The 22,129-nt window shown below is 48.2% G+C and carries 14 protein-coding genes; 7 read left to right on the plus strand and 7 right to left on the minus strand.

The features are described from left to right. The first annotated feature begins 50 nt into the window (after positions 1 to 50). The 7 genes from pyrH to CSD97_RS10365 all read left to right on the plus strand — a co-directional run bounded on the left by pyrH (position 51) and on the right by CSD97_RS10365 (position 9,762). The gene (gene pyrH / locus CSD97_RS10335; protein WP_005835090.1) at positions 51 to 761 is read left to right on the plus strand and encodes a UMP kinase; all 711 of its coding nucleotides are present in this window, start codon (positions 51 to 53) and stop codon (positions 759 to 761) included. Positions 762 to 874: 113 nt separating this feature from the next. Next, the gene (gene frr, locus CSD97_RS10340) at positions 875 to 1,435 is read left to right on the plus strand and encodes a ribosome recycling factor (RefSeq protein ID WP_005824243.1); all 561 of its coding nucleotides are present in this window, start codon (positions 875 to 877) and stop codon (positions 1,433 to 1,435) included. Between the two features lie 106 nt (positions 1,436 to 1,541). Continuing rightward, on the plus strand, positions 1,542 to 2,474 hold the full coding sequence (gene rsgA, locus CSD97_RS10345) for a ribosome small subunit-dependent GTPase A (protein ID WP_034523089.1): 933 nt from the start codon (positions 1,542 to 1,544) through the stop codon (positions 2,472 to 2,474). 121 nt (positions 2,475 to 2,595) lie between these two features. Then, the gene (locus CSD97_RS10350; RefSeq protein ID WP_005835084.1) at positions 2,596 to 3,678 is read left to right on the plus strand and encodes an efflux RND transporter periplasmic adaptor subunit; all 1,083 of its coding nucleotides are present in this window, start codon (positions 2,596 to 2,598) and stop codon (positions 3,676 to 3,678) included. Positions 3,679 to 3,718: 40 nt separating this feature from the next. Beyond that, positions 3,719 to 6,751 (plus strand): efflux RND transporter permease subunit, encoded by a 3,033-nt coding sequence (locus tag CSD97_RS10355; RefSeq protein ID WP_057087088.1) that lies wholly within the window; start codon positions 3,719 to 3,721, stop codon positions 6,749 to 6,751. Continuing rightward, entirely contained in the window at positions 6,748 to 8,073 is a 1,326-nt protein-coding gene (locus CSD97_RS10360; RefSeq protein ID WP_005824250.1) for a TolC family protein, read from the plus strand. The genes CSD97_RS10355 and CSD97_RS10360 overlap by 4 nt, the downstream gene beginning before the upstream one ends. A 48-nt stretch (positions 8,074 to 8,121) precedes the next feature. Next, positions 8,122 to 9,762, plus strand: coding sequence for an amino acid permease (locus tag CSD97_RS10365; protein WP_005835078.1), 1,641 nt, complete (start codon positions 8,122 to 8,124; stop codon positions 9,760 to 9,762). A gap of 47 nt (positions 9,763 to 9,809) precedes the next feature. Here CSD97_RS10365 and CSD97_RS10370 read toward each other — a convergent pair whose 3' ends face one another. From CSD97_RS10370 to CSD97_RS10405, 7 genes are all read right to left on the minus strand, one after another. Beyond that, a complete protein-coding gene (locus CSD97_RS10370; protein WP_009037205.1) occupies positions 9,810 to 10,967 on the minus strand; it encodes an acyltransferase in 1,158 nt (385 codons plus the stop codon). A gap of 371 nt (positions 10,968 to 11,338) precedes the next feature. Next, on the minus strand, positions 11,339 to 12,979 hold the full coding sequence (locus CSD97_RS10380) for a fumarate hydratase (protein ID WP_005835073.1): 1,641 nt from the start codon (positions 12,977 to 12,979) through the stop codon (positions 11,339 to 11,341). Between the two features lie 132 nt (positions 12,980 to 13,111). Next, entirely contained in the window at positions 13,112 to 15,103 is a 1,992-nt protein-coding gene (locus CSD97_RS10385; RefSeq protein WP_022402282.1) for a DUF4954 family protein, read from the minus strand. A 108-nt stretch (positions 15,104 to 15,211) separates the two neighbouring features. After that, positions 15,212 to 16,468, minus strand: a complete 1,257-nt coding sequence (gene hflX, locus CSD97_RS10390; RefSeq protein WP_009037207.1) for a GTPase HflX — start codon at positions 16,466 to 16,468, stop codon at positions 15,212 to 15,214. Positions 16,469 to 16,655: 187 nt separating this feature from the next. Continuing rightward, entirely contained in the window at positions 16,656 to 17,432 is a 777-nt protein-coding gene (locus tag CSD97_RS10395) for a hypothetical protein (protein ID WP_022402281.1), read from the minus strand. 31 nt (positions 17,433 to 17,463) lie between these two features. Then, the gene (locus CSD97_RS10400; RefSeq protein WP_225982625.1) at positions 17,464 to 19,092 is read right to left on the minus strand and encodes a RagB/SusD family nutrient uptake outer membrane protein; all 1,629 of its coding nucleotides are present in this window, start codon (positions 19,090 to 19,092) and stop codon (positions 17,464 to 17,466) included. 25 nt (positions 19,093 to 19,117) lie between these two features. After that, positions 19,118 to 22,129, minus strand: a 3,012-nt coding sequence (locus CSD97_RS10405; protein WP_243635191.1) for a SusC/RagA family TonB-linked outer membrane protein, incomplete at its 5' end; no start/stop codon positions are given.

Here is a 22,129-nt window from a genome sequence, read left to right on the forward strand (position 1 = left end):
AGTTTAATTCTTTATCTTTGCTGCAAAGCAATGTAACAAAACTATATATTATGGCAACCTATAAAAGAATCTTATTGAAACTCAGCGGCGAGAGCCTGATGGGTGAAAAGCAATACGGCATCGACGAGAAACGCCTTGCCGAGTACGCAGCTCAAATCAAAGAAATCCACGAATTGGGAGTACAAATAGGCATCGTGATAGGCGGTGGAAACATTTTCCGCGGATTGAGCGGTGCCAACAAAGGGTTCGACCGTGTGAAAGGCGACCAGATGGGAATGCTGGCAACCGTCATCAACAGCCTTGCACTCAGTTCGGCTCTGGTAGCTGCCGGCGTGAAGGCCCGCGTGCTGACTGCCGTACGTATGGAACCCATCGGTGAATTCTACAATAAATGGCGTGCCATCGAATGTATGGAAGCAGGCGAAGTAGTCATCATGTCCGCCGGTACAGGCAATCCGTTCTTCACTACCGATACCGGTTCCAGTCTGCGCGGCATCGAGATTGAGGCGGATGTCATGCTGAAAGGTACCCGTGTGGACGGCATCTACACCGCCGACCCGGAGAAGGACCCGACAGCCACGAAGTTCCACGACATCACCTACGACGAAGTGCTGAAGCGCGGTCTGAAAGTGATGGACCTCACTGCCACCTGCATGTGCAAAGAGAATAACCTGCCCATCATCGTTTTTGACATGGACACAGTGGGTAATCTGAAAAAAGTGATGCAAGGAGAAGAAATCGGTACACTGGTGCACAATTGAATGGAAAATGGAGAATAAAAAATGAATGTTATTTAATTCTTAATTCTCAATTTTCAATTTAATAATTATATTTGCAAAGTTTCAAATCAAAGCTATTTCAAAACGAAAATAATATGAGAGACGTAAAAGACATCTTAGACGAAGCGCAAGAAAGTATGGACATGGCCATCATGTATCTGGACGAGGCACTGGCTCATATCCGCGCCGGAAAAGCCGATATCCGTTTGCTGGACGGTATCCGTGTGGATTCTTATGGAAGTATGGTTCCTATCAACAATGTGGCAGCCGTAACCACTCCGGACGCACGCAGCATTGCCATCAAGCCATGGGATAAGAGCATGTTCCGCGTCATTGAAAAGGCCATCATTGACTCCAGTCTCGGCATCATGCCCGAAAACAATGGTGAGATTATCCGTATCGGCATCCCGCCACTGACGGAAGAACGCCGTAAACAACTTGCCAAACAGTGTAAGGGAGAAGGAGAAACTGCCAAGGTAAGTGTACGTAATGCACGCCGTGATGCCATCGACGCCTTGAAGAAATCCGTAAAGGACGGACTGGCCGAAGACGCCCAGAAAGGCGGTGAAGAAAAGCTGCAGAAGATTCACGACAAGTTCATCAAGCAGATTGATGACATGCTGGCTGCAAAGGATAAAGAAATCATGACCGTTTAATTAAGTTGAAAACGGAAAATGGAAAGTTGAAAATAAACCGATATACCAAGTATAGAAGCCTTTCAACCTTCCATTTTCAACTTTCAACTTTCAACTTTCAATTATTTTGAGGGGACTCGTTATAAAAAACACCGGAAGTTGGTACTTGGTACGGACTGACGACGGAAGGGAGATTGAATGTAAAATCAAAGGGAACTTCCGGCTGAAAGGCATACGAAGCACTAATCCCGTGGCTGTAGGCGATTATGTGAACATCATACTGAACCAAGAAGGTACGGCCTTTATCAGCGAGATAGAGGACCGGAAGAATTACATCATCCGCCGCGCCTCCAACCTTTCCAAGCAATCGCACATTCTTGCTGCCAACCTCGACCAGTGCATGCTCATAGTGACGGTGAACTATCCCGAGACCTCCACTACCTTTATAGACCGTTTTCTCGCCTCTGCCGAGGCATACCGTGTTCCCGTCAAGATTATATTCAACAAAGTGGATGCCTACGATGAAGAGGAACTGCACTATCTGGACAGCCTGATCAACCTTTACACCACCATCGGCTATCCTTGTTTCAAGGTTTCTGCCAGAAAAGGGGAAGGCATCGACACTATCGAGAAAGAACTCAAAGGACGCATAACCCTCTTTTCCGGACATTCCGGAGTAGGGAAATCGACACTCATCAAGGCAATACTGCCCGATATAGAGATTAAAACCGGAGAGATATCCACCTATCATAATAAAGGTATGCACACCACTACCTTCTCAGAAATGTTCCCGGTTCCGGGCAACGGATATATCATTGACACTCCGGGCATCAAAGGTTTCGGAACATTCGATATGGAAGAAGAAGAGATAGGCCACTACTTCCCGGAAATATTCAAGGTATCTGCCGACTGCCGTTACGGCAACTGTACCCACCGCCACGAACCCGGATGCGCTGTACGCGAGGCTGTCGAGAAGCACTATATCAGCGAATCCCGTTACGCTTCTTATCTGAACATGCTGGAGGACAAGGAGGAGGGAAAATACCGGGCTGCTTACTGATTTGTCATTTTATCACCTTTCCAATCCATATTCTTACACTTTTTAACTCTTTATCTTTTAAACTATTCTCTTTTCCCGTAGTCTAATCTAAGGCTGATTTTATTACTACTAATACTACAACATGAATAAGAGAGTTAAATGGGGCATCATTATCGTGATTGGTGCCGGACTGATTGGAGGAGGAATCTACTCCCAATTACCTAAAGAGAATGAAGAATTAGCCGCTGCAGACAAGGTGATGACCGGTCAACGTAGCGGTAAGAAAATTCTAAACATAAACGCAAAAATAATCAAACCGCAACTGCTGAAGGATGAAATACAAATCAGCGGCAGCCTGCTGCCGGATGAGGAAGTGGACCTTTCTTTCGAGACATCCGGCAAAATCATAGAGATAAATTTTGAAGAAGGCAGCTTCGTCAAGAAAGGACAATTACTTGCCAAAGTTAATGACCGGCCGCTGCAAGCACAATTGCAACGCCTCGTCTCCCAATTAAAGTTGGCAGAAGACCGCGTGTTTCGCCAGAACGCCCTGCTGGAAAGGGATGCGGTCAGTAAAGAAGCCTACGAACAAGTAAAGACCGAGCTGGCCACCCTGAATGCCGACATTGACCTGATAGAATCGAACATCGCACAAACTGAGCTGCGTGCTCCTTTCGACGGTGTCATCGGTCTGCGCCAAGTCAGTGTGGGTACTTACGCTTCCCCTACAACCATTGTAGCCAAACTCACCAAGATTTCGCCGTTGAAGGTGGAATTTGCCGTACCCGAGCGGTATGCCAATGACGTAAAGACCGGCGCCGGACTGGACTTCACTCTCGAAGGAAAGCTAAATACCTTCCACGCCACGGTTTATGCACGCGAATCAAAGATAGACCCTACTACCCATACCCTGACAATCCGTGCACTTTATCCCAATGCCAACGGAGCTGTGCTTCCGGGCCGCTATGCCAGCATCAAGCTGAACAAGGATGAAATTCAGGACGCCCTTGCCGTACCGTCCGAAGCCATTGTACCGGAAATGGGAAAAGACAAGATATTCCTCTATAAGTCGGGAAAAGCCCAGCCGGTAGAGATTACTACGGGAATCCGTACGGAAGCGGAAGTACAAGTATTGCAAGGCTTACAGGCAGGAGATACCATCATCACCTCGGGAACCCTGCAACTCCGTACCGGACTACCGGTAACACTGGACAATATCAATTGACAACTGTCAATTATCAACCGTTAATTATCAATTGTAAAGAATGAATATATCCGAATTAAGTATACGGCGACCGGTACTCTCGACAGTACTTACCCTGATAATCCTGCTGTTTGGCTTCATCGGCTACAATTATCTGGGTGTACGCGAGTACCCGTCTGTAGACAATCCTATCATATCAGTATCCTGCTCCTATCCGGGTGCCAACGCCGATGTCATCGAGAACCAGATAACGGAGCCTCTGGAGCAGAACATCAACGGTATTCCCGGCATACGCTCCCTCTCCAGTGTCAGCCAGCAAGGCTCATCACGCATTACAGTAGAGTTTGAGCTTTCCGTTGACCTGGAAACCGCCGCCAACGACGTACGTGATAAAGTGTCGCGTGCACAGCGCTATCTGCCTCGTGACTGTGACCCTCCTACCGTATCAAAAGCCGATGCGGACGCCACCCCTATCCTGATGGTTGCCCTCCAAAGTGACAAACGTTCCCTACTGGAGCTCAGTGAAATAGCCGACCTGACTGTCAAGGAGCAGCTTCAGACTATTTCAGATGTAAGTAGTGTAAGCATCTGGGGAGAAAAGCGCTATTCCATGCGGCTTTGGCTGGACCCCATCAAGATGTCCGGCTATGGAATCACTCCTCTGGATGTAAAGAATGCGGTGGACAACGAAAACGTAGAGCTCCCTTCCGGAAGTATCGAAGGAAACACTACTGAGCTCACCATCCGTACGTTGGGTCTGATGCATACAGCCGAAGAGTTCAACAATCTTATCCTGAAGGAAGACGGTAACCGTATTGTCCGCTTCAGCGACATTGGACGTGCCGAACTGGGACCAGCCGACATCAAAAGTTATATGAAGATGAACGGTGTGCCCATGGTAGGTGTCGTAGTAATTCCGCAGCCGGGTGCCAACCACATTGAAATAGCCAACGCCGTATATGACCGCATGGAGAAGATGAAGAAAGACCTTCCCGAAGATGTTCATTACAACTACGGTTTTGACAATACCAAGTTTATCCGCGCTTCTATCGACGAGGTGAAGCAGACGGTGTATGAGGCCTTTGTACTGGTTATCATCATCATTTTCCTCTTCTTGCGCGATTGGCGTGTGACGCTTGTGCCATGTATTGTAATCCCCGTTTCGCTGATTGGAGCTTTCTTCGTCATGTATCTGGCCGGTTTCTCCATCAATGTGCTCTCCATGCTTGCCGTGGTGCTTGCCGTGGGCTTGGTGGTGGACGACGCCATCGTGATGACGGAGAACATTTATGTCCGCATCGAGAAAGGAATGCCACCGAAAGAAGCCGGCATAGAAGGAGCCAAGGAGATTTTCTTTGCCGTCATCTCCACTACCATTACGCTGGTGGCGGTATTCTTCCCTATTGTATTCATGGACGGTACGACAGGACGACTGTTCCGCGAATTCAGTATCGTGGTCTCCGGTTCGGTGATTATCTCCTCCTTCGCCGCATTGACTTTTACGCCGATGCTTGCCACCAAACTTTTAATCAAAAGGGAACAGCAGAGCTGGTTCTATCGCAAGACCGAACCTTTCTTCGAAGGGATGAACCGGGTATACAGCCAGTCACTGGCCGCCTTCCTGAAACGGCGCTGGATTGCCCTGCCCTTCACCATCGTCACCATCCTGCTTATCGGAGTCCTTTGGAATACTATCCCGGCTGAAATGGCGCCATTGGAGGACCGTTCGCAAATCAGTATCAATACAATGGGTGCCGAAGGAGTGACTTACGAATATATCCGCGACTATACCGAAGACATCAATCATCTGGTGGACTCCATTATCCCGGATGCAGAAGCGGTAACAGCGCGTGTATCCAGTGGTAGCGGTAACGTACGTATCACACTGAAAGACATGAAAGACCGTGACTATACCCAGATGGAGGTTGCCGAAAAGTTGTCGAAGGCAGTGCAGAAAAAGACCATGGCACGCTCTTTCGTACAGCAGTCCTCCTCATTCGGAGGACGGCGCGGCGGTATGCCCGTGCAGTATGTATTGCAGGCAACTAATATCGAGAAATTGCAGGAGGTGCTCCCCAAGTTCATGACGAAGGTCTACGAAAATCCGGTATTCCAGATGGCAGACGTAAACCTGAAGTTCAGCAAGCCTGAAGCGCGCATCAACATCAACCGTGACAAGGCGAGCATCATGGGCGTAAGCACCAAGAACATTGCCCAAACCCTGCAATACGGCTTGAGCGGACAGCGCATGGGCTACTTCTACATGAACGGAAAGCAATACGAGATATTAGGCGAAATCAACCGCCAGCAACGCAACAAGCCCGCCGACCTGAAAGGCATCTATATCCGAAGCGACAACGGGAACATGGTACAGCTGGACAACCTGATTGAGCTTACCGGCGGCATCGCACCTCCGAAACTGTACCGTTACAACCGTTTCGTTTCTGCCACCATCTCCGCGGGACTGGCGGACGGCAAGACCATCGGACAAGGTCTGGATGAAATGGACAAGATTGCCAAGGAGACGCTGGACGAGACCTTCCGCACCGCACTGACCGGAGACTCCAAAGAGTATAGGGAGAGTTCCTCCAGTCTGATGTTCGCCTTCATTCTGGCCATCGTGCTGATTTACCTGATTCTGGCCGCCCAGTTCGAAAGTTTCAAGGACCCGCTGATTATCATGTTGACGGTGCCTCTCGCCATTGCCGGCGCACTGGTGTTCATGTATTTCGGGGGGATTACGATGAATATATTCAGCCAGATTGGTATTATCATGCTGATTGGTCTAGTGGCAAAGAACGGTATTCTGATTGTGGAATTTGCCAATCAGAAGCAGGAAGCGGGTGAAGACAAGATGCGAGCCATCAAGGACGCCTCCCTGCAACGTCTGCGCCCCATCCTGATGACGAGTGCCTCCACCATCCTGGGATTGATACCGCTTGCCTACGCCACCGGCGAAGGCTGCAACCAGCGCATCGCCATGGGTACTGCCGTCGTAGGCGGCATGCTCATCTCCACACTGCTGACGATGTACATCGTGCCTGCCATATATAGTTATGTATCAACGAACCGAAGTAAACTGAAGACCGAATGAAACGCATTGTTTTAATTTTCATAGCCACTGCCTGCACAGCGCTGGGCCTTTATGCACAGCCTGCGCCTACCTACACCTTGAAGTCCTGCCTGGAGCAGGGATTGCTGAACAACTACTCCCTGCGCATTGTCCGCAATGAAGAGCAGGTCAGCAAGAACAACGCCACACTGGGCAATGCGGGCTACCTGCCCACACTGGACCTCTCCGCCGGCTACAAGGGAACCATAGACAATACCGAGACCAAAGCCCGAGCCACCGGAGAGACAACCAAGGACAACGGAGTGTTTGACCAAACTCTCGATGCAGGCATCAACCTGAACTGGACTATCTTCGACGGTTTCAACATTACCGCCAACTACCAACGGCTCAAGGAGCTGGAACGCCAAGGCGAGACCAATACGCGCATCGCCATCGAGGACCTGATAGCCAACATAGCCGCCGAATACTATAACTATGTGCAGCAGAAAATCCGCTTGAAGAACTTCCGTTATGCCGTATCGCTATCCAAAGAGCGCCTGCGCATTGTGGAAGAGCGTTACCACATCGGTAACTTCTCGCGCCTGGACTACCAGCAGGCCAAAGTGGACTTCAATGCCGACAGTGCCCAATACATGAAACAGCAGGAACTGCTGCACACCTCACGTATCCAGCTGAACGAACTCATGGCAAACAAAGATGTAGACCAGCCGTTTATCATACAAGACAGCCTCATCAACGTGACCGCCTCCCTGAACTTCGAGGAGCTGTGGAACGCCACCCTCACCATCAACGCCTCACTGCTACGTGCCGAACAGAACAATACCCTGGCCCGTCTGGACTACAAGAAAGTCTGCTCGCGCGACTACCCATACGTGAAGATGAACGGCGGATACGGCTACACCCTCAACAAGTATGACATCTCTGCCAACAGCCGCCGCAGCAACCTCGGTCTGAACTTCGGCGTCACGGTCGGCTTCAATCTGTTCGACGGCAACCGGCGCCGCGAACGCAAGAATGCCCGCATTGCCGTGCAGAACGCTCGCCTGGAACGGGAGCAACTGGAGCAAGCCCTGCGCGCCGACCTCAGCAACCTATGGCAGGCCTACCAAAACAACCTGCAAATGCTGAACCTGGAACGCCAGAACCTTGTGGCTGCCAAGGAGAACCACGAGATTGCCATGGAACGATATATGCTGGGCAACCTCTCGGGAATCGAGATGCGCGAAGCCCAAAAGAGTCTGCTGGATGCAGAAGAACGTATTCTCTCCGCGGAATATGATACCAAATTATGTGAAATCTCCCTACTGCAAATCAGTGGAAAAGTAGCGCGCTATATGGAATAAGCAATATAATCCGTACCTTTGCGCCCGATTTATCAGAATTGAAGCATAATGGGATTATTCATCAGAAAGCCATTCGAGGCACTGCAAGCGGAGGCTAATGCCTCCGGAAAGAAAACATTGAAACGTGTACTTGGTCCGTGGAGCCTTGTTGCCCTGGGCGTGGGAGTCATCATCGGAGCGGGTCTATTCTCCATCACCGGAACGGTGGCGGCAGGCTATACGGGACCGGCCATCACACTGTCCTTTGCCATTGCCGCACTGGGATGCTGCTTCGCCGGACTGTGTTATGCGGAATTTGCGTCCATGATACCCGTAGCCGGCAGCGCATACACCTACTCGTATGCCACGATGGGCGAACTCATCGCCTGGATTATCGGGTGGGACCTGGTACTGGAATACACCGTAGCCGCAACCACGGTAAGCATCAGTTGGAGCCGCTATCTGGTCGTCTTTCTCGAGGGACTGGACATACATCTACCGCAAGCCCTCACCGCCTGTCCCTGGGATGGCGGAGTCGTAAATATCCCCGCCTTCCTTATCGTCGTGCTGATGAGCCTCTTCCTGATACGGGGTACGGAAGGCAGCTCCATCTTCAACGGCTTCATTGTATTCCTGAAGGTTTCCGTCATACTGATTTTTGTCATACTCGGCTGGAAATACATCAATACCGACAACTATACACCTTACATCCCTGCCAATACGGGCGTGCTGGGCGAATATGGCTTCTCCGGCATCCTGCGAGGGGCGGCCATCGTATTCTTCGCCTTCCTCGGGTTCGACGCTGTGAGCACAGCCGCCCAAGAGACGAAGAACCCGAAGCGGAACATGCCTATCGGCATTCTGGTCTCCTTGCTGGTATGCACCGTGCTCTATATGGTTTTTGCCCACGTCATGACGGGAGTGGCACACTACACCGCCTTCAGCGGACAGCAAGGCATTGCTCCCGTTGCCATAGCCATAGAGCACATGGGGCAGGCTGATGCTGCAGGTATCATCCAGCCGGACTATCCCTGGCTGAACCGTGCCATCGTGCTGTCCATTCTGTTCGGATATTGCTCCGTCATCATGGTGACACTGCTGGGACAGAGCCGCGTATTCCTAAGCATGAGCCATGACGGGCTGCTGCCTCCTTTCTTCTCGCATATCAACGAAAAGTTCCGTACTCCGGCACGCAGCAACCTGCTCTTCATGGTACTTGTGGGCCTGCTGGCAGCTTTTGTACCCGCACGGCTGGCCGGAGAGATGACAAGCATCGGCACGCTGATGGCCTTCACGCTGGTCTGTGCCGCTGTACTGGTAGTACGCAGAACCATGCCTGACGTGCCCCGTTCCTTTAAAACCCCACTTGTTCCACTTATCCCCATACTGGGTATTCTTACTTGCCTTTGCATGATGTTGTTCCTTCCTGCCGATACATGGATACGCCTGGTGCTGTGGATGCTCATCGGTCTGGACATCTACGTGGGCTACGGCATGAAGCACAGTAAGCTGGAGCATGGAGGCGACACCCGCCACGGGCAGGTGACCTTGAACATGATTGGACTTATCCTTGCCGTTCTTTGTGTCATCACCGGACTGTGGCACCAACAGACTGTGGGATGGGGAGAAAGCAAAGTGCTGCTGATTATCTCGTTTGTTTTCGCATTCACGCACTGCGCTTACTATATGTGGAGAATCTGGAGGAGATAATAAGCCCTAAATCTCCTCCTTTAAAGATAAACAATCTTTCATCCAAACTACCCCAGCACCCACTTGGTCCGCTTCCCGAAACAACGGTATGCCATTGCCACCAGAAACCAGGAAGTACAGAAAGCGACGACTGCGGCACAAGGTATCTGAAGATAGATAGGAACATGGATAGCACGCATCAGGACTACGCTCGGTCCGGTAAAGAAATAGTGTATCATATAGACTCCAAAACCACAGAGCGTCAAGTTTGCCAATGCTTTCTTGATGCGCTCCGAACGGAAATTGGCCCGCTTGCAAAGCATAAACACGGGGATGGTCATCATTACTACATTCAGCGAACAGTAGGTGAAGAAGAGTTCGAGCATCTCATCCGTAAAATCCGGCAAGGAGGTCATACGACGGAAACCAAGGAATGTTACGGCATAGCCAATGGCAAACATGGGAATGCCGATGCCACAGAGTTGCCGGCCCGTCCAGTTATGGTTCCTCAGATAATGGCCCAACAATAGGTAGCCGTTAAAACCGGCAAAGTAATACAGCATACCGAACGAGTTCCACGAGCAAGTCCCCCAAAGGTACGGAGCGGCAAACTCGGTATAATAAGGCAGCAGCAGTGTCACTCCCCATGCTGCAAGAAACCATAGTTTGGCACGTTCCGAGGCCTTCTCCACCCATGCCGAGAATATCGGAAGATAGAGATAAAGCCCTATCAGCAGATAGATATACCACATGTGTACATCCAATAGAGAGAAATTAAAAGGCATTTCTGCAATATATCCCAGGCTCACTGCCAGAGACTGGCGCATCACTTCCTCACCCGAATAAGGGAAGAAATCCAGAATCACTTTCGGCTCCACTCCCAGCAGTCCCGTTATCCAGGGGAACAGATTGTAAATCACAGACCAGATGAGGAAAGGAAAGAATACGCGGGGGATACGTTTCTTGTAGAATGCCGAGGCGTCACCCCGTACCGGCAACAGCAATGCACCGGTAATCATTACAAAAAGCGGTACGCAAGGACGGAGCGCCGCACCGTAGACAGCTCCCCAGAACTTGATGTCAACAATGTCGGGCGATGTGCCCGGATAGAAGTTAAAAGGGTCTGTGCAATGGCAGCAAACTACTGTAAACATTGCAACAAGGCGTACCACATCCAGCCATACGATGTGTTGTGCCGGAGTTTGTCGTGTAAGAGTTGGTTCCATGTTTTATTAAATTGGTTGTTTGGAGGGCTAAAGATAAAGAAGTTAACCGAGAAATGAAAAGGAGAATGTAACAAAAATACGACAACAAACGAGTTTCAGTTTTATTCTCCTATAGAGAACAATCTGTTTTATCAAGGCAGAACAGAGTGTTCCAATAGGGAAGAACACTTTGTTCCAACATGAAAGAACAGTTTGTTTCTTCCTATTGAAACAATTTGTTTCAACATAAAGGAACAGTTTGTTTTGCTTGATGAAACAGAGTGTTCTATGCCGCGAAACACTTTGTTTTCCTCTACAAAACAAAAAAGCCGTAACAAGATTTTCTCCGTTACGGCTTTCCTTATATTATGCCTTTCTAAAAGGCTTCTGTTTTACTTGCTGCAATTCCAGGGCTTCAGTTGCTTGAAGAAGTCGTTGCCCTTATCGTCCACCAAGATGAATGCAGGGAAGTTCTCCACCTCAATCTTCCAGATAGCTTCCATACCGAGTTCGGGATATTCCACGCACTCAATGCTCTTGATGTTGTTCTGTGCCAAGATAGCGGCAGGACCACCGATAGAGCCCAAGTAGAAACCGCCATACTTTTGGCAGGCATCTGTCACTTGCTGGCTGCGGTTACCTTTGGCAAGCATAATCATGCTGCCGCCGTGGCTTTGGAAGAGGTCTACATACGGGTCCATACGTCCGGCAGTAGTCGGGCCCATGGAGCCGCAAGCCATGCCTTGAGGAGTCTTGGCAGGACCGGCGTAGTAGATGGGATGGTCTTTGATGTACTGCGGCAGGTCTTCGCCACGGTCCAGACGTTCTTTCAGCTTGGCGTGTGCGATGTCACGGCCTACGATAATGGTTCCATTCAGAGACAAACGGGTGGAAACCGGATACTTGGTCAGTTCCTTCAGAATATCGGCCATCGGCTGGTTCAAGTCAATCTTCACCACGTCGCCTTCACCGGCCTTACGGAGTTCTTCGGGAATCAGTTCACCCGGATTGCTGTCGAGCTTTTCAATCCAGATACCTTCTTTATTGATTTTACACTTGATGTTACGGTCGGCAGAGCAGGAAACACCCAGCCCCACGGGACAGGACGCACCGTGACGCGGCAGGCGGATGATGCGGATGTCGTGAGCCAGATACTTGCCGCCGAACTGGGCACCGAGGCCAATCTTATGAGCTTCTTCCAGTACCAGCTTCTCCAGTTCCACATCGCGGAAAGCGCGGCCGAACTCATTGCCGGTAGTGGGTAGGTTATCGTAGAAGTGGGTGGAAGCCAGTTTCACAGTCAGCAAGTTCTTTTCGGCAGAGGTACCGCCGATAACGAATGCGATGTGATAGGGAGGACAAGCTGCCGTACCCAAAGTCTTGATTTTTGAGATAAGGAAGGGAACCAATGTTTCGGGGTTGAGGATAGCCTTTGTCTCCTGGTAGAGATAAGTCTTGTTGGCAGAGCCACCACCCTTGGTTACGCAGAGGAACTCGTACTCCATACCTTCCGTAGCTTCGATGTCAATCTGTGCGGGAAGGTTGCACTTCGTATTCACCTCATCGTACATGGTGAGGGGAGCATTCTGCGAATAGCGCAGGTTCTCTTCGGTATAAGTCTTGTAAACACCCAGTGAGAGAGCTTCTTCATCACAGTAGCCGGTCCATACTTGTTGTCCCTTTTCGCCGTGGATGATTGCCGTACCCGTATCCTGGCAGAAAGGAAGTACCCCCTTGGATGCTACCTCTGCATTGCGCAGGAAGGTGAGTGCCACGTATTTATCGTTATCGCTTGCTTCGGGGTCACTCAGAATCTTAGCAACCTGCTCGTTGTGCGAACGACGCAACATGAACGATACATCACGGAAAGCCGCATTGGCCATTGCCGTCAAACCGTCTTTTTCAATCTTCAGGATAGGTTTTCCTTCAAACTCGCTTACTGACACGTAATCTTTTGTAAGCAGATAATACTCAGTAGTATCTTTCCCCTTCTCGAACATGGGCTGATACTTGAACGGAGGTGTTGTTGCCATAATTACTCGTATATTTAATGTTTAAAAGTGATTCGGGTAGCAAAGGCAGCACAAAACCGCCTTTACCGAGCAAAGGTAAAAACTATTATTGAAATAATTCTTTAATTAGAGTAAAAACGCAACAAATCATAATTAATTTTCTGACACCCGCTGCATCCGCCCTATCAGTTCATCGCCCAGCGCCGTCTTCACCTCAATGTGTTTCAGCACAGCCATTACAAACGGATTGCTTTCAAAGTCGCCGCGTACCTGCTCAAAATCGAGTTCCTTTTCCAAGCGTGAGCCATCAGCTCCAAAGCCCGTCATGGAAGCCAGTGAAAATTCTTTCTTAGCATCCTCATACACCATGCGGTCGAGGCCAACTACTGCTTCTTTCCATTTTTCGACAATATGTATGACGTCTTCTGCCGTCATACCTTCCGGCTTGATACCATAGAACTCTTCCAACTTCTCATACGCCCAGGTCCATTCGTAGGTATAGTAGTTGCTGTGCATCTTCTCAAACTCGGCATTGATAGACTTCAAGCGATTGACTTTGCTGGACTCAATACCGTCTATCAGCGCATCTATCTCACTCTTTGGGGCTATCAATCCGGAAATATCCACCCATTCGCCGCTGCCAATGGCAGTATCGGGCTTCAAACGGGCACGTATTTCTTCATTGCTCCGGAAGTCAATGCCTTCCAAGCGCTTGATGACAGAGTTTCCGAGGAACTTATGAATGGCTATTTCATAGAAGCGGATACCTTTCACCAAAGCCGAGTTACGTATCTTCGCACTATGGAAAGAATAGATATCCGAAAGCTCGCCACTGGCATGACGCAGATTCTGCAACGTTTCCCGTCCCTTGAACATTTTCTGCACCGTGTAGGGGCTGAGAAGATTATAGTTGATGTAATCCAGTTTGTTCGGGTCGGTACGCCCGTCACGTTTCGGCCACTTCTGGGCATCACGGATGGTACCCACACTACGCAGGTTGACACCGGGTACAAGGTAGGTGGTATTATTCTGCTCTATCAAGTAAGAGAACGGCAGGTTCGAAGTATCAGAATGGTTGACATGGCGCCCCATTACCAAGGAAAACGCTCCCACCCTTGCAGGCCACAAGATGTACGAATCGGAAGTCGTCTTGGCACCACGCTCCAAAGTGCCTTGATGGATAGGCCCTAACTTATACATATGGTTGCTCTGATTGGACCCCGAACCGGCATTCATAAAGGAAAACATACCGGCAATCAGCAACGTGGATTTATGGTGTGTCACCGTATAAGGTCCGGCAAAAATAGCGCACGCCTCCCCGTTCTCTCCCTGGCAGTTGCTGAAAAACAAAGAATCCGAAGCAGAGTAGTTGTGTCCCAACTTGCATGCCTGCCCCACGAAGCAGCGGCTCAGCATAGCTCCGTCATCTACATGAGACCCGGTAGAGATGATGAAATCATCACAAATCACCCCATGCCCGATGTGTACCGGCGCCACCTCGTTGCTGTTGATGCTTCCGTTATACAGACGGCATGTACCACAGATGCGGCAATAATCACCGATGCGCACATTCTTTATGGAACCGGTGTTCAATATCATTACATGGTTCCCGATGCTTCCTACAGCAGAAGCATGTTTGTTGGAATAAAAATCCGTGATTTCCTTCATCCGTGCAATCAGCTCCGGGCGATGGCGGTAAAGCGCCAGAATATAGGCTTGGTGTGCGGAGAGTTTATCATTAATCAGCACCTCACGGCCTCCCGTCTCATTCAGGACAGACACTTCTACCCCGTTACCGAACTTCGACACACCGTCTACCAGAATAATATCCACATTCTCAATGAAGGTGTCATGCCCTATTTCATAATTGGCAATGTAGTTCTGGATATTCTCAATGCAACAGTTATCTCCCACCGTTACATTATGCAGCGTCACATGCCGCAAACCGGAATGCTTCCTGATTCCTCCCGGCAACATAAATTCTGAATGGAACACTCCCAAACACACCTCACCCGAAAAACGGGTATGATGCACAAATTCCGTTGAGAACTCTTCTGCAACGGTTACTTTCCCCCAATCATCAGCCAGACATGACTGGCTCTTCAACCGGAGAATTTCATCTTCGGTCAGTCTTCTGTAATTCATCCTTATAACGAGTTATGAGTTATGAGTTATAAGTTATTGCCTTTGCCGGCACTACCGATTCAAACCGCTGCCAGCAAATAACTCATAACTTATAACTCATAACTAAAATTAAACTTCTTCTTCGTAGGTCTGATAAAGAAAGTCATTATAGGGGTACTTCTGCACGTGCAATTCCTTCACACGCTGATAAACTACACTCTTCAGTTCCTCCATATTGATTTTTTCGCGGGCAGAAATAAAGAGGCAGTTATCCTCCATCTTAGCCATCCACGTCTTCATCAGTTCTTCGAGTGTCAAGTTTTCCTTGGTTCTGGGGGTAAGGTCGTCAGCCGCTTTCTCTATATAAGTATAAGCGTCTATCTTATTGAATACAAGAATCATGGGCTTACCGGCGGCACCGATATCTGCCAACGTCTTGTTCACAACTTCTATCTGTTCTTCAAAATCCGGATGAGAGATGTCTACGATATGCAACAGCAAGTCCGCCTCGCGTACCTCATCCAGAGTAGACTTGAAGGAGTCTACCAAATCCGTCGGCAATTTACGGATAAAGCCCACCGTATCGGATAGCAGGAACGGCAGGTTCTCAATAATCACCTTACGCACCGTAGTATCCAACGTGGCAAACAGCTTATTCTCTGCAAAGACTTCACTTTTCGAAAGCAAAGTCATCAATGTGGATTTTCCTACATTGGTATATCCCACCAATGCCACACGAATCAAGCGTCCGCGGTTCTTCCGCTGGGTAGACTTCTGCTTGTCAATCTCAGCCAAGCGCTCCTTCAACAATGACATACGGTTCAAGATGATACGGCGGTCCATTTCCAGCTGCGTTTCACCCGGGCCGCGAAGTCCCACGGAACCTTTACCTCCACCGGCACCGGAGCCACCACCCTGGCGTTCCAAGTGGGTCCACAAACGTTGCAGACGAGGAAGCATATACTTGTATTGCGCCAGCTCCACCTGCGTTTTTGCATTGGCAGTCTGGGCACGCATGGCAAAGATATCGAGAATCAGGGACGTACGGTCCAGTATCTTGATTTTGAGTTCAGCTTCTATATTGCGTATCTGCTTGGCGGAGAGTTCATCATCAAAAATCACCATGCCGATTTCGCGTTCGGCTTCTTCTTCATTCCGGATATACTCTTTAATTTCTTCCAGCTTGCCCTTGCCGACATAAGTCACGGAATGCGCTGCATCCAGCTTTTGGGTAAACCGCTTCACTACTTCCGCCCCGGCTGTCTCAGCCAAGAATGCCAGCTCGTCCAGGTATTCGTTCGTCTTTCGCTCATCCTGCGTTTTAGTGATGAGACCTACCAATACCGCTGTTTCTGCCTGCACTTCGGAAATTACAAATTCTTTCATAGTTTCTATACCTTATTATATATACGTATTGTTGGTTCGGGCAGCAAATATAAATAATTTTGGCGGAAGCGCCTTAAAAAGCGGAATAAAATAAAAACAGACACAATAGAAAAATGGCATGTAAAATGAAGTCGAACTTCATCTTACATGCCATTTCAAATTACATATTATCTAATTGCCAGGATAATCAAAACCCTTCCGGCATCTCCAGCGTTTCCGTGAATCCCTGATACAGTACTCCCCATTTACCACTGTCAAGTACTACCAAGCCCTGCATCGGGAAAGACAACACGTTTCCTTTACGCTCCATACCTGCTGCTGCAAAGTATAGCATACCATAGTCCGTCTTGTCATAACCAGTAGGTTGAGGATCCCAACCTATCAGTTCTTGATTGTCATCGCTTAGCGTAAACATGATGGGATATCCTTTCGTAATGCAATCTTCCAGCTTATAGATATTAGCCTCTTTAGCCTTCAGCACAGGTTGATCCCAACCCTCTCCAAATAATTGAGATGTATAGTAGCCTGTACCTATATTGAGCCAAGTATAGTCACGCTTTATATTGACCGTCACCTTGGGTGAACCATAAACATAGGAATCTTCTTCAGGAATGGCAATAGTATAAGATGCAGTAGTACCCACAGCTATGTCAAACGCAATCTTTACTTCTTTGAGTGCTTCACCGGCAGCAAAATCAACCGTTGTCGGCACTGTTACGCTCTCCGCATCTGTAGTCAAGTGAATAGATGCAGCCGCATCCGTTTTCTGACGGCCGATTTTGACTACAAAAACCTGTTCATCATTCGGATAATAAGTCAAATCAGTGTTATCAGCATAGATATAAGCTTGTACACCCTCGGTAGGAACCGGAGAAGGCTCCCACTCCACACCGTCTGAACAAGCCGTCATAGCCAAACCGCATACGGCCAAGCCCAAAAACAATTTATTGAATATCTTATTCATATACAAATTCTATTAAAAGTTAGTTCATTGGTTAATTGTTACCCGGTGCAAACTCCCCTATCGGAGTAGGACGTTTAGCAATAGCACCGGACGGGTCCGGATTGTTCATTCCCTGAAGGGCAGTATTTGAATCGACCTCGGTCTTAGGAATCATCAATGTCCAGTTGGGCTTCACACCTTTACAGTTTATCTTGAAGATATCTTCTATAAAGTTGGTACCCTCATAATTCTGAATGACATCCGGTTTCAGACGTTTAGCCGTGGGGAATGCGATTCCCTCACCCCAGAACTCGATACGCATCTGTTTCAACACCTCAAGTTGGAAATTACGCAAATCACCCGTACTGAAATTGTAATTGCTCTGGCGGTACTGCTTCATAAAGTTATTCAACAACTGTACGCCTGCTGCCACATTCTGGCTGGCACCTACTGCTTCAGCCTCTATGAGATACATCTCTTCCACACGCATCACGGGAATATCTGCAGCCGCACCCACAGAATAAGTGTTATAGTCACCACCCACGGGGCGGAACTTCAATGACATATAATCCGGTTGTTCATCCAGCCATGCATTGCCTCTCACTGACTGGTAAGCGTAAGTACTTCTGTCCGGGTCAAGGTAAGAATATTTGCGGAAATCGGTAGCAGGAATCGCGTCATAAAGTGAACGTGCCATCTGGAGCTTAGACAAAGAAGCATATCCCCAATCCGCTTCATTGGAAATGTGACCAATGAAATTAGCAAGATTACCCATATTGGAAGCCGTGGGGTGAAGGTACCACATCCATGCAGAAGTAGCCGTATTGAAACCGGTAGTGGGATTATGCCACTGTGATTCGCTCATAGGTGTTGCTCCCGACTTATCAATAGCCTTGCGGGCATACTCGGCAGCTTTAGCAAACTGACCATCCCACATATATACTTTGGCCTTCAGACCATATACGACCGCCAAGTCAGGGAAGTTCTTACTGACAGGTGTATAAGACTCCAGACCTATCTCTGCCTTGTCAAGGTCGGCAAGAATGAAATTCACCAATTCTTCGTGGGTTGCACGCGGATTGCTCTTCGCAATGTCGTTAGTTGTTGCCTCAGTCACGATGGGCACCGTCAGCCCCAGTACCTTGCTACAATCGGTATAGATGTTTTCTACCGGTTCGAAAAGTACCATCAGCGTATAATAGTCCAATGCACGGAAAGCATGGGCTATACTTCCAAGCCCACGCATTTCATCGGTAATTGTGGGATCAGTCACATCAACGGCCGCAATCACGTCATTGGCCGATTTAACGAACTTATATAGGGTGAAGTAAGGCAAATATGAATAATAGCCGGTGTCGTTCATACCATTATTGGCATTGAAGCGCCACCACCAGTCATATCCGTAATCCGTAGCCACGACATCACCCAGCAGTTCTGTCTGGGCCAACATCAATGAGGGATAAGCAAGGTCGGTCTCATGTGTTTGCTTACCGTACACTAGATAGCCTTGTACCATTTGCGATGGCAAGCCATTAAGCGAAGCCTCAATCGCTGTTGCCGATGCACCAATCTGATCGGAGGTCGCTGTAGAATCTTCGGGAAAAACCTCTTCTATACAGCCGGTCAATACCGTGGCCGATACGACCATAACCGAAAATAGTTTGAATATATTCTTCTTCATAATCATTGTAATCTATATATTAGGTTTAGAACTCAAATGACACACCACCGGAGATGGTACGCATCGGTGAATAGAAAGTAGCATTGGTTGTCTCGTCGTATGACTGACGTGGGTCGAACCCTTTACGTTTAGACCAATAGAAAACATTTTCTGCCGACATATACACGCGCAATGAGTTGATGGCCAACTTTCTTGTCCACTTGGAAGGTAACGTGTAGCCCACATTAATATTCTGGATATTCAAGAAGCTTGCATTTGTCAAGAAGCGCGTAGACATTGCCCCTGAATATTGGTCGTTCATCTGGAAACGAGGGATATTAGTATTTGTGTTCTCAGGAGTCCATGAGTTCAGCAAATCCTTATGGTAGTTGTAACCAGCCGTACCATAAGGTGACGACATAAAGTAAGCATACGTACCATCATATTGCTTACCACCAATCTGGTAAGTGAAGTTTATGCCGAAGTCCACGCCATATACTTTCAGTTTGGTACCGAAACCACCATACACCTTAGGTATTGAGCTTTCCTCTGTGATGTAATAGTCAGCCTGAGCATGATTCGTAGTCGTTTCACGTCCGGTGATATTGCCGGCCTCGTCCTTGACATTCTTATAGAACAAAGACTCACCCTTTTCATTCACTCCGGCATACTCCTTCAAGCGCCATGTAAACATAGACAAATCCTCACCAATGAAGAAGCTTCCGTTAGAATAGCCCTTATATCCTTTTCCATCAGCTGTATACTCAGTAGTAATCAACTTATCAGGATCAAGCATCGTAATACGGTTCTTCAAGGTTGAAATGTTCACATTCACATCCCACGTAAAGTTACGTGTATCGAAGATATTCACATTGAAGTCCATTTCCACACCACTATTGACCATGTTACCAACGTTGTCCATATAGGAAGCATAACCCAATGATGGAGCCACGGTAAATGAGAACAACATATCCGAAGTCTTACGTCTGTAGTACTCGATACTACCGGTCACACGGTTCCACAACTGGAACTCTGCACCGATATTGAAGTTAGTGTTGGTTTCCCAAGTGATGTCTTTAGTGCCCTTAGATTTAAATGAAGTACCAAGGCTGTTGTTAGAGTTGATAATGTTAAATCTATCCGTATAGAGGAAGTCACCGATATTGTCATTACCTTGTGAACCAATAGAAGCCTTCAGCTTCAGTTCCTGCACCCATGAAGCATCAAACCAGCTTTCTTTGTTGATAAGCCACGCACCGCCTACCGACCAGAATGTACCCCAGCGATGGTCCGGATGGAAACGGCTGGAAGCATCACGACGCAAAGAAGCCGAGCCGAAGATGCGTTCGTCATAATTGTATTGCAAACGGCCGAAGAAACCTTCATTGTTACGACGCTCTTTATAGGAAGAAGCACCTTGTCCGTCGATAATGGCACCATCCAATTCCTTATTGCCTTGAGAGAACATCTGCGACTTGCTGGCCCCAAGTTCATAGTAGCGATAATCATAATATTCGTGACCTAAAAGAATATCGAAGTTATTGTCGCCAAACGAACGGGCATAAGAAACAAGTTGTTGCAGGTTGTAATCGTAAGTACGTGTATGATACTTACTCACTGTACCGCCAGTGGAGTCGAACTGCCCGTAGTAAGGATTGTAAACGTAACTATGACGTGTCTCATCCAAGTTGAAAGCACCATTGAATGTCACCTTTAGGCCTTCTATAGGAGTTATATCTACAAAGGCGTTGCCGTTAATGGCATTTCCTTCAGAGTTTCTGGTATTTAGTTTATTGTCTAGAATAGGGTTGGCATCAGCAATGAAAGGACGCTGCATACCTGCATTGATACCACTACCGTAGTCCATCATTCCAATACCATTATTATCCACCATGATGCTGCCGTCAGCATTGCGCACGTAGGCGGGATAGATGGGAGCCATTTGGGTAACAAACGCCCATATATTACCGGTAGACGAACTGGTACCATTGTTACTCAACGAGTTAGAATCAAAACGTGCATATCCCATATTACCACCAATCTTCAACCACTTCTTTGCCTGATAGTCGGCTTTCAAACGGCCTGTCAAACGTTTCAGGTCAGAGCCTTCAGTGATACCCTCATTTCCAAGATAACCTAAAGAAACATAGAAAGAGGACTTTTCATTGGCTGCGCTCACCGAGAAGTTGTATTCCTGACGCAGACCGGTACGCATTCCCACATCTTCCCAATCATCCGGAGTCAGCAGATAGTCACGTCCTTTATAATTCACAACTCTACCCAATGTGGCGTTGGGATTAAGTTTACCGTTCTGACCGATGAGGAATTGCCCATCGGGAACTGTATATACATTGTATCCCAATCCACCGTTGGAGCCAAACAGATTCTTGTTTGCCTCAAGCCATGCAGCTTGGTCATTCATTCCCGTTGACTTATAATAATTGTTCATGGCACGATAATGCATCTCGTAGTACATGCCAGGATTGTCAATCACTTCATATTTCTGCAACGCTCGAGTGTTAGCACCCCACTTAGCATCAAAAGTCACCTTAGCCTCTCCCGACATATTGGCCCTTTTGGTAGTGATGATAATTACACCATTAGCACCACGAGCACCGTAAAGAGCATTGGAAGCCGCATCCTTCAATACTGTCATTGACTCAACGTCGTTAGGATTGATATTATTAATATCACCGCTATAAGGAGCGCCGTCCACAATAATCAGAGGGTCATTCTTTGCATTGATTGAGCTAAAACCACGAATCTTGATGGATGACTTTGAACCCGGAGCACCGTCATTGGAAGTCAGTGTCACACCCGGCACAGCACCTGCCAAGGCATCAGTAACATTCGTCACTTGCGACTGCTCCAGCTTTTCGGTACCAACCACCTTAGCCGAACCCGTAAATGCAGACTTCTTTGCTGTACCGAAAGCAACCACCATTACCTCATCAAGCATCTCAGTATCAGACTTCATCACCACTTTTAAGCTGGGTTTTATTGCCACTTCTTGGGTCTGCATACCAATATAAGAAATCACCAGAGTTTTCGCGGAACT

Origin of the sequence: Bacteroides sp. AR29 (assembly GCF_900217715.1) — a bacterium.
GTDB lineage: Bacteria > Bacteroidota > Bacteroidia > Bacteroidales > Bacteroidaceae > Bacteroides > Bacteroides uniformis.

Excerpts from the sequence above, each read along its gene's own strand:
- CSD97_RS10370 (WP_009037205.1), bottom strand. The coding sequence starts at position 10,967 with ATGGAACCAACTCTTACACGACAAACTCCGGCACAACACATCGTATGG.
- CSD97_RS10355 (WP_057087088.1), top strand. The coding sequence starts at position 3,719 with ATGAATATATCCGAATTAAGTATACGGCGACCGGTACTCTCGACAGTA.
- CSD97_RS10365 (WP_005835078.1), top strand. The coding sequence starts at position 8,122 with ATGGGATTATTCATCAGAAAGCCATTCGAGGCACTGCAAGCGGAGGCT.
- CSD97_RS10385 (WP_022402282.1), bottom strand. The coding sequence starts at position 15,103 with ATGAATTACAGAAGACTGACCGAAGATGAAATTCTCCGGTTGAAGAGC.
- CSD97_RS10380 (WP_005835073.1), bottom strand. The coding sequence starts at position 12,979 with ATGGCAACAACACCTCCGTTCAAGTATCAGCCCATGTTCGAGAAGGGG.
- hflX (WP_009037207.1), bottom strand. The coding sequence starts at position 16,468 with ATGAAAGAATTTGTAATTTCCGAAGTGCAGGCAGAAACAGCGGTATTG.
- pyrH (WP_005835090.1), top strand. The coding sequence starts at position 51 with ATGGCAACCTATAAAAGAATCTTATTGAAACTCAGCGGCGAGAGCCTG.
- CSD97_RS10400 (WP_225982625.1), bottom strand. The coding sequence starts at position 19,092 with ATGAAGAAGAATATATTCAAACTATTTTCGGTTATGGTCGTATCGGCC.
- CSD97_RS10395 (WP_022402281.1), bottom strand. The coding sequence starts at position 17,432 with ATGAATAAGATATTCAATAAATTGTTTTTGGGCTTGGCCGTATGCGGT.
- CSD97_RS10350 (WP_005835084.1), top strand. The coding sequence starts at position 2,596 with ATGAATAAGAGAGTTAAATGGGGCATCATTATCGTGATTGGTGCCGGA.
- CSD97_RS10360 (WP_005824250.1), top strand. The coding sequence starts at position 6,748 with ATGAAACGCATTGTTTTAATTTTCATAGCCACTGCCTGCACAGCGCTG.
- frr (WP_005824243.1), top strand. The coding sequence starts at position 875 with ATGAGAGACGTAAAAGACATCTTAGACGAAGCGCAAGAAAGTATGGAC.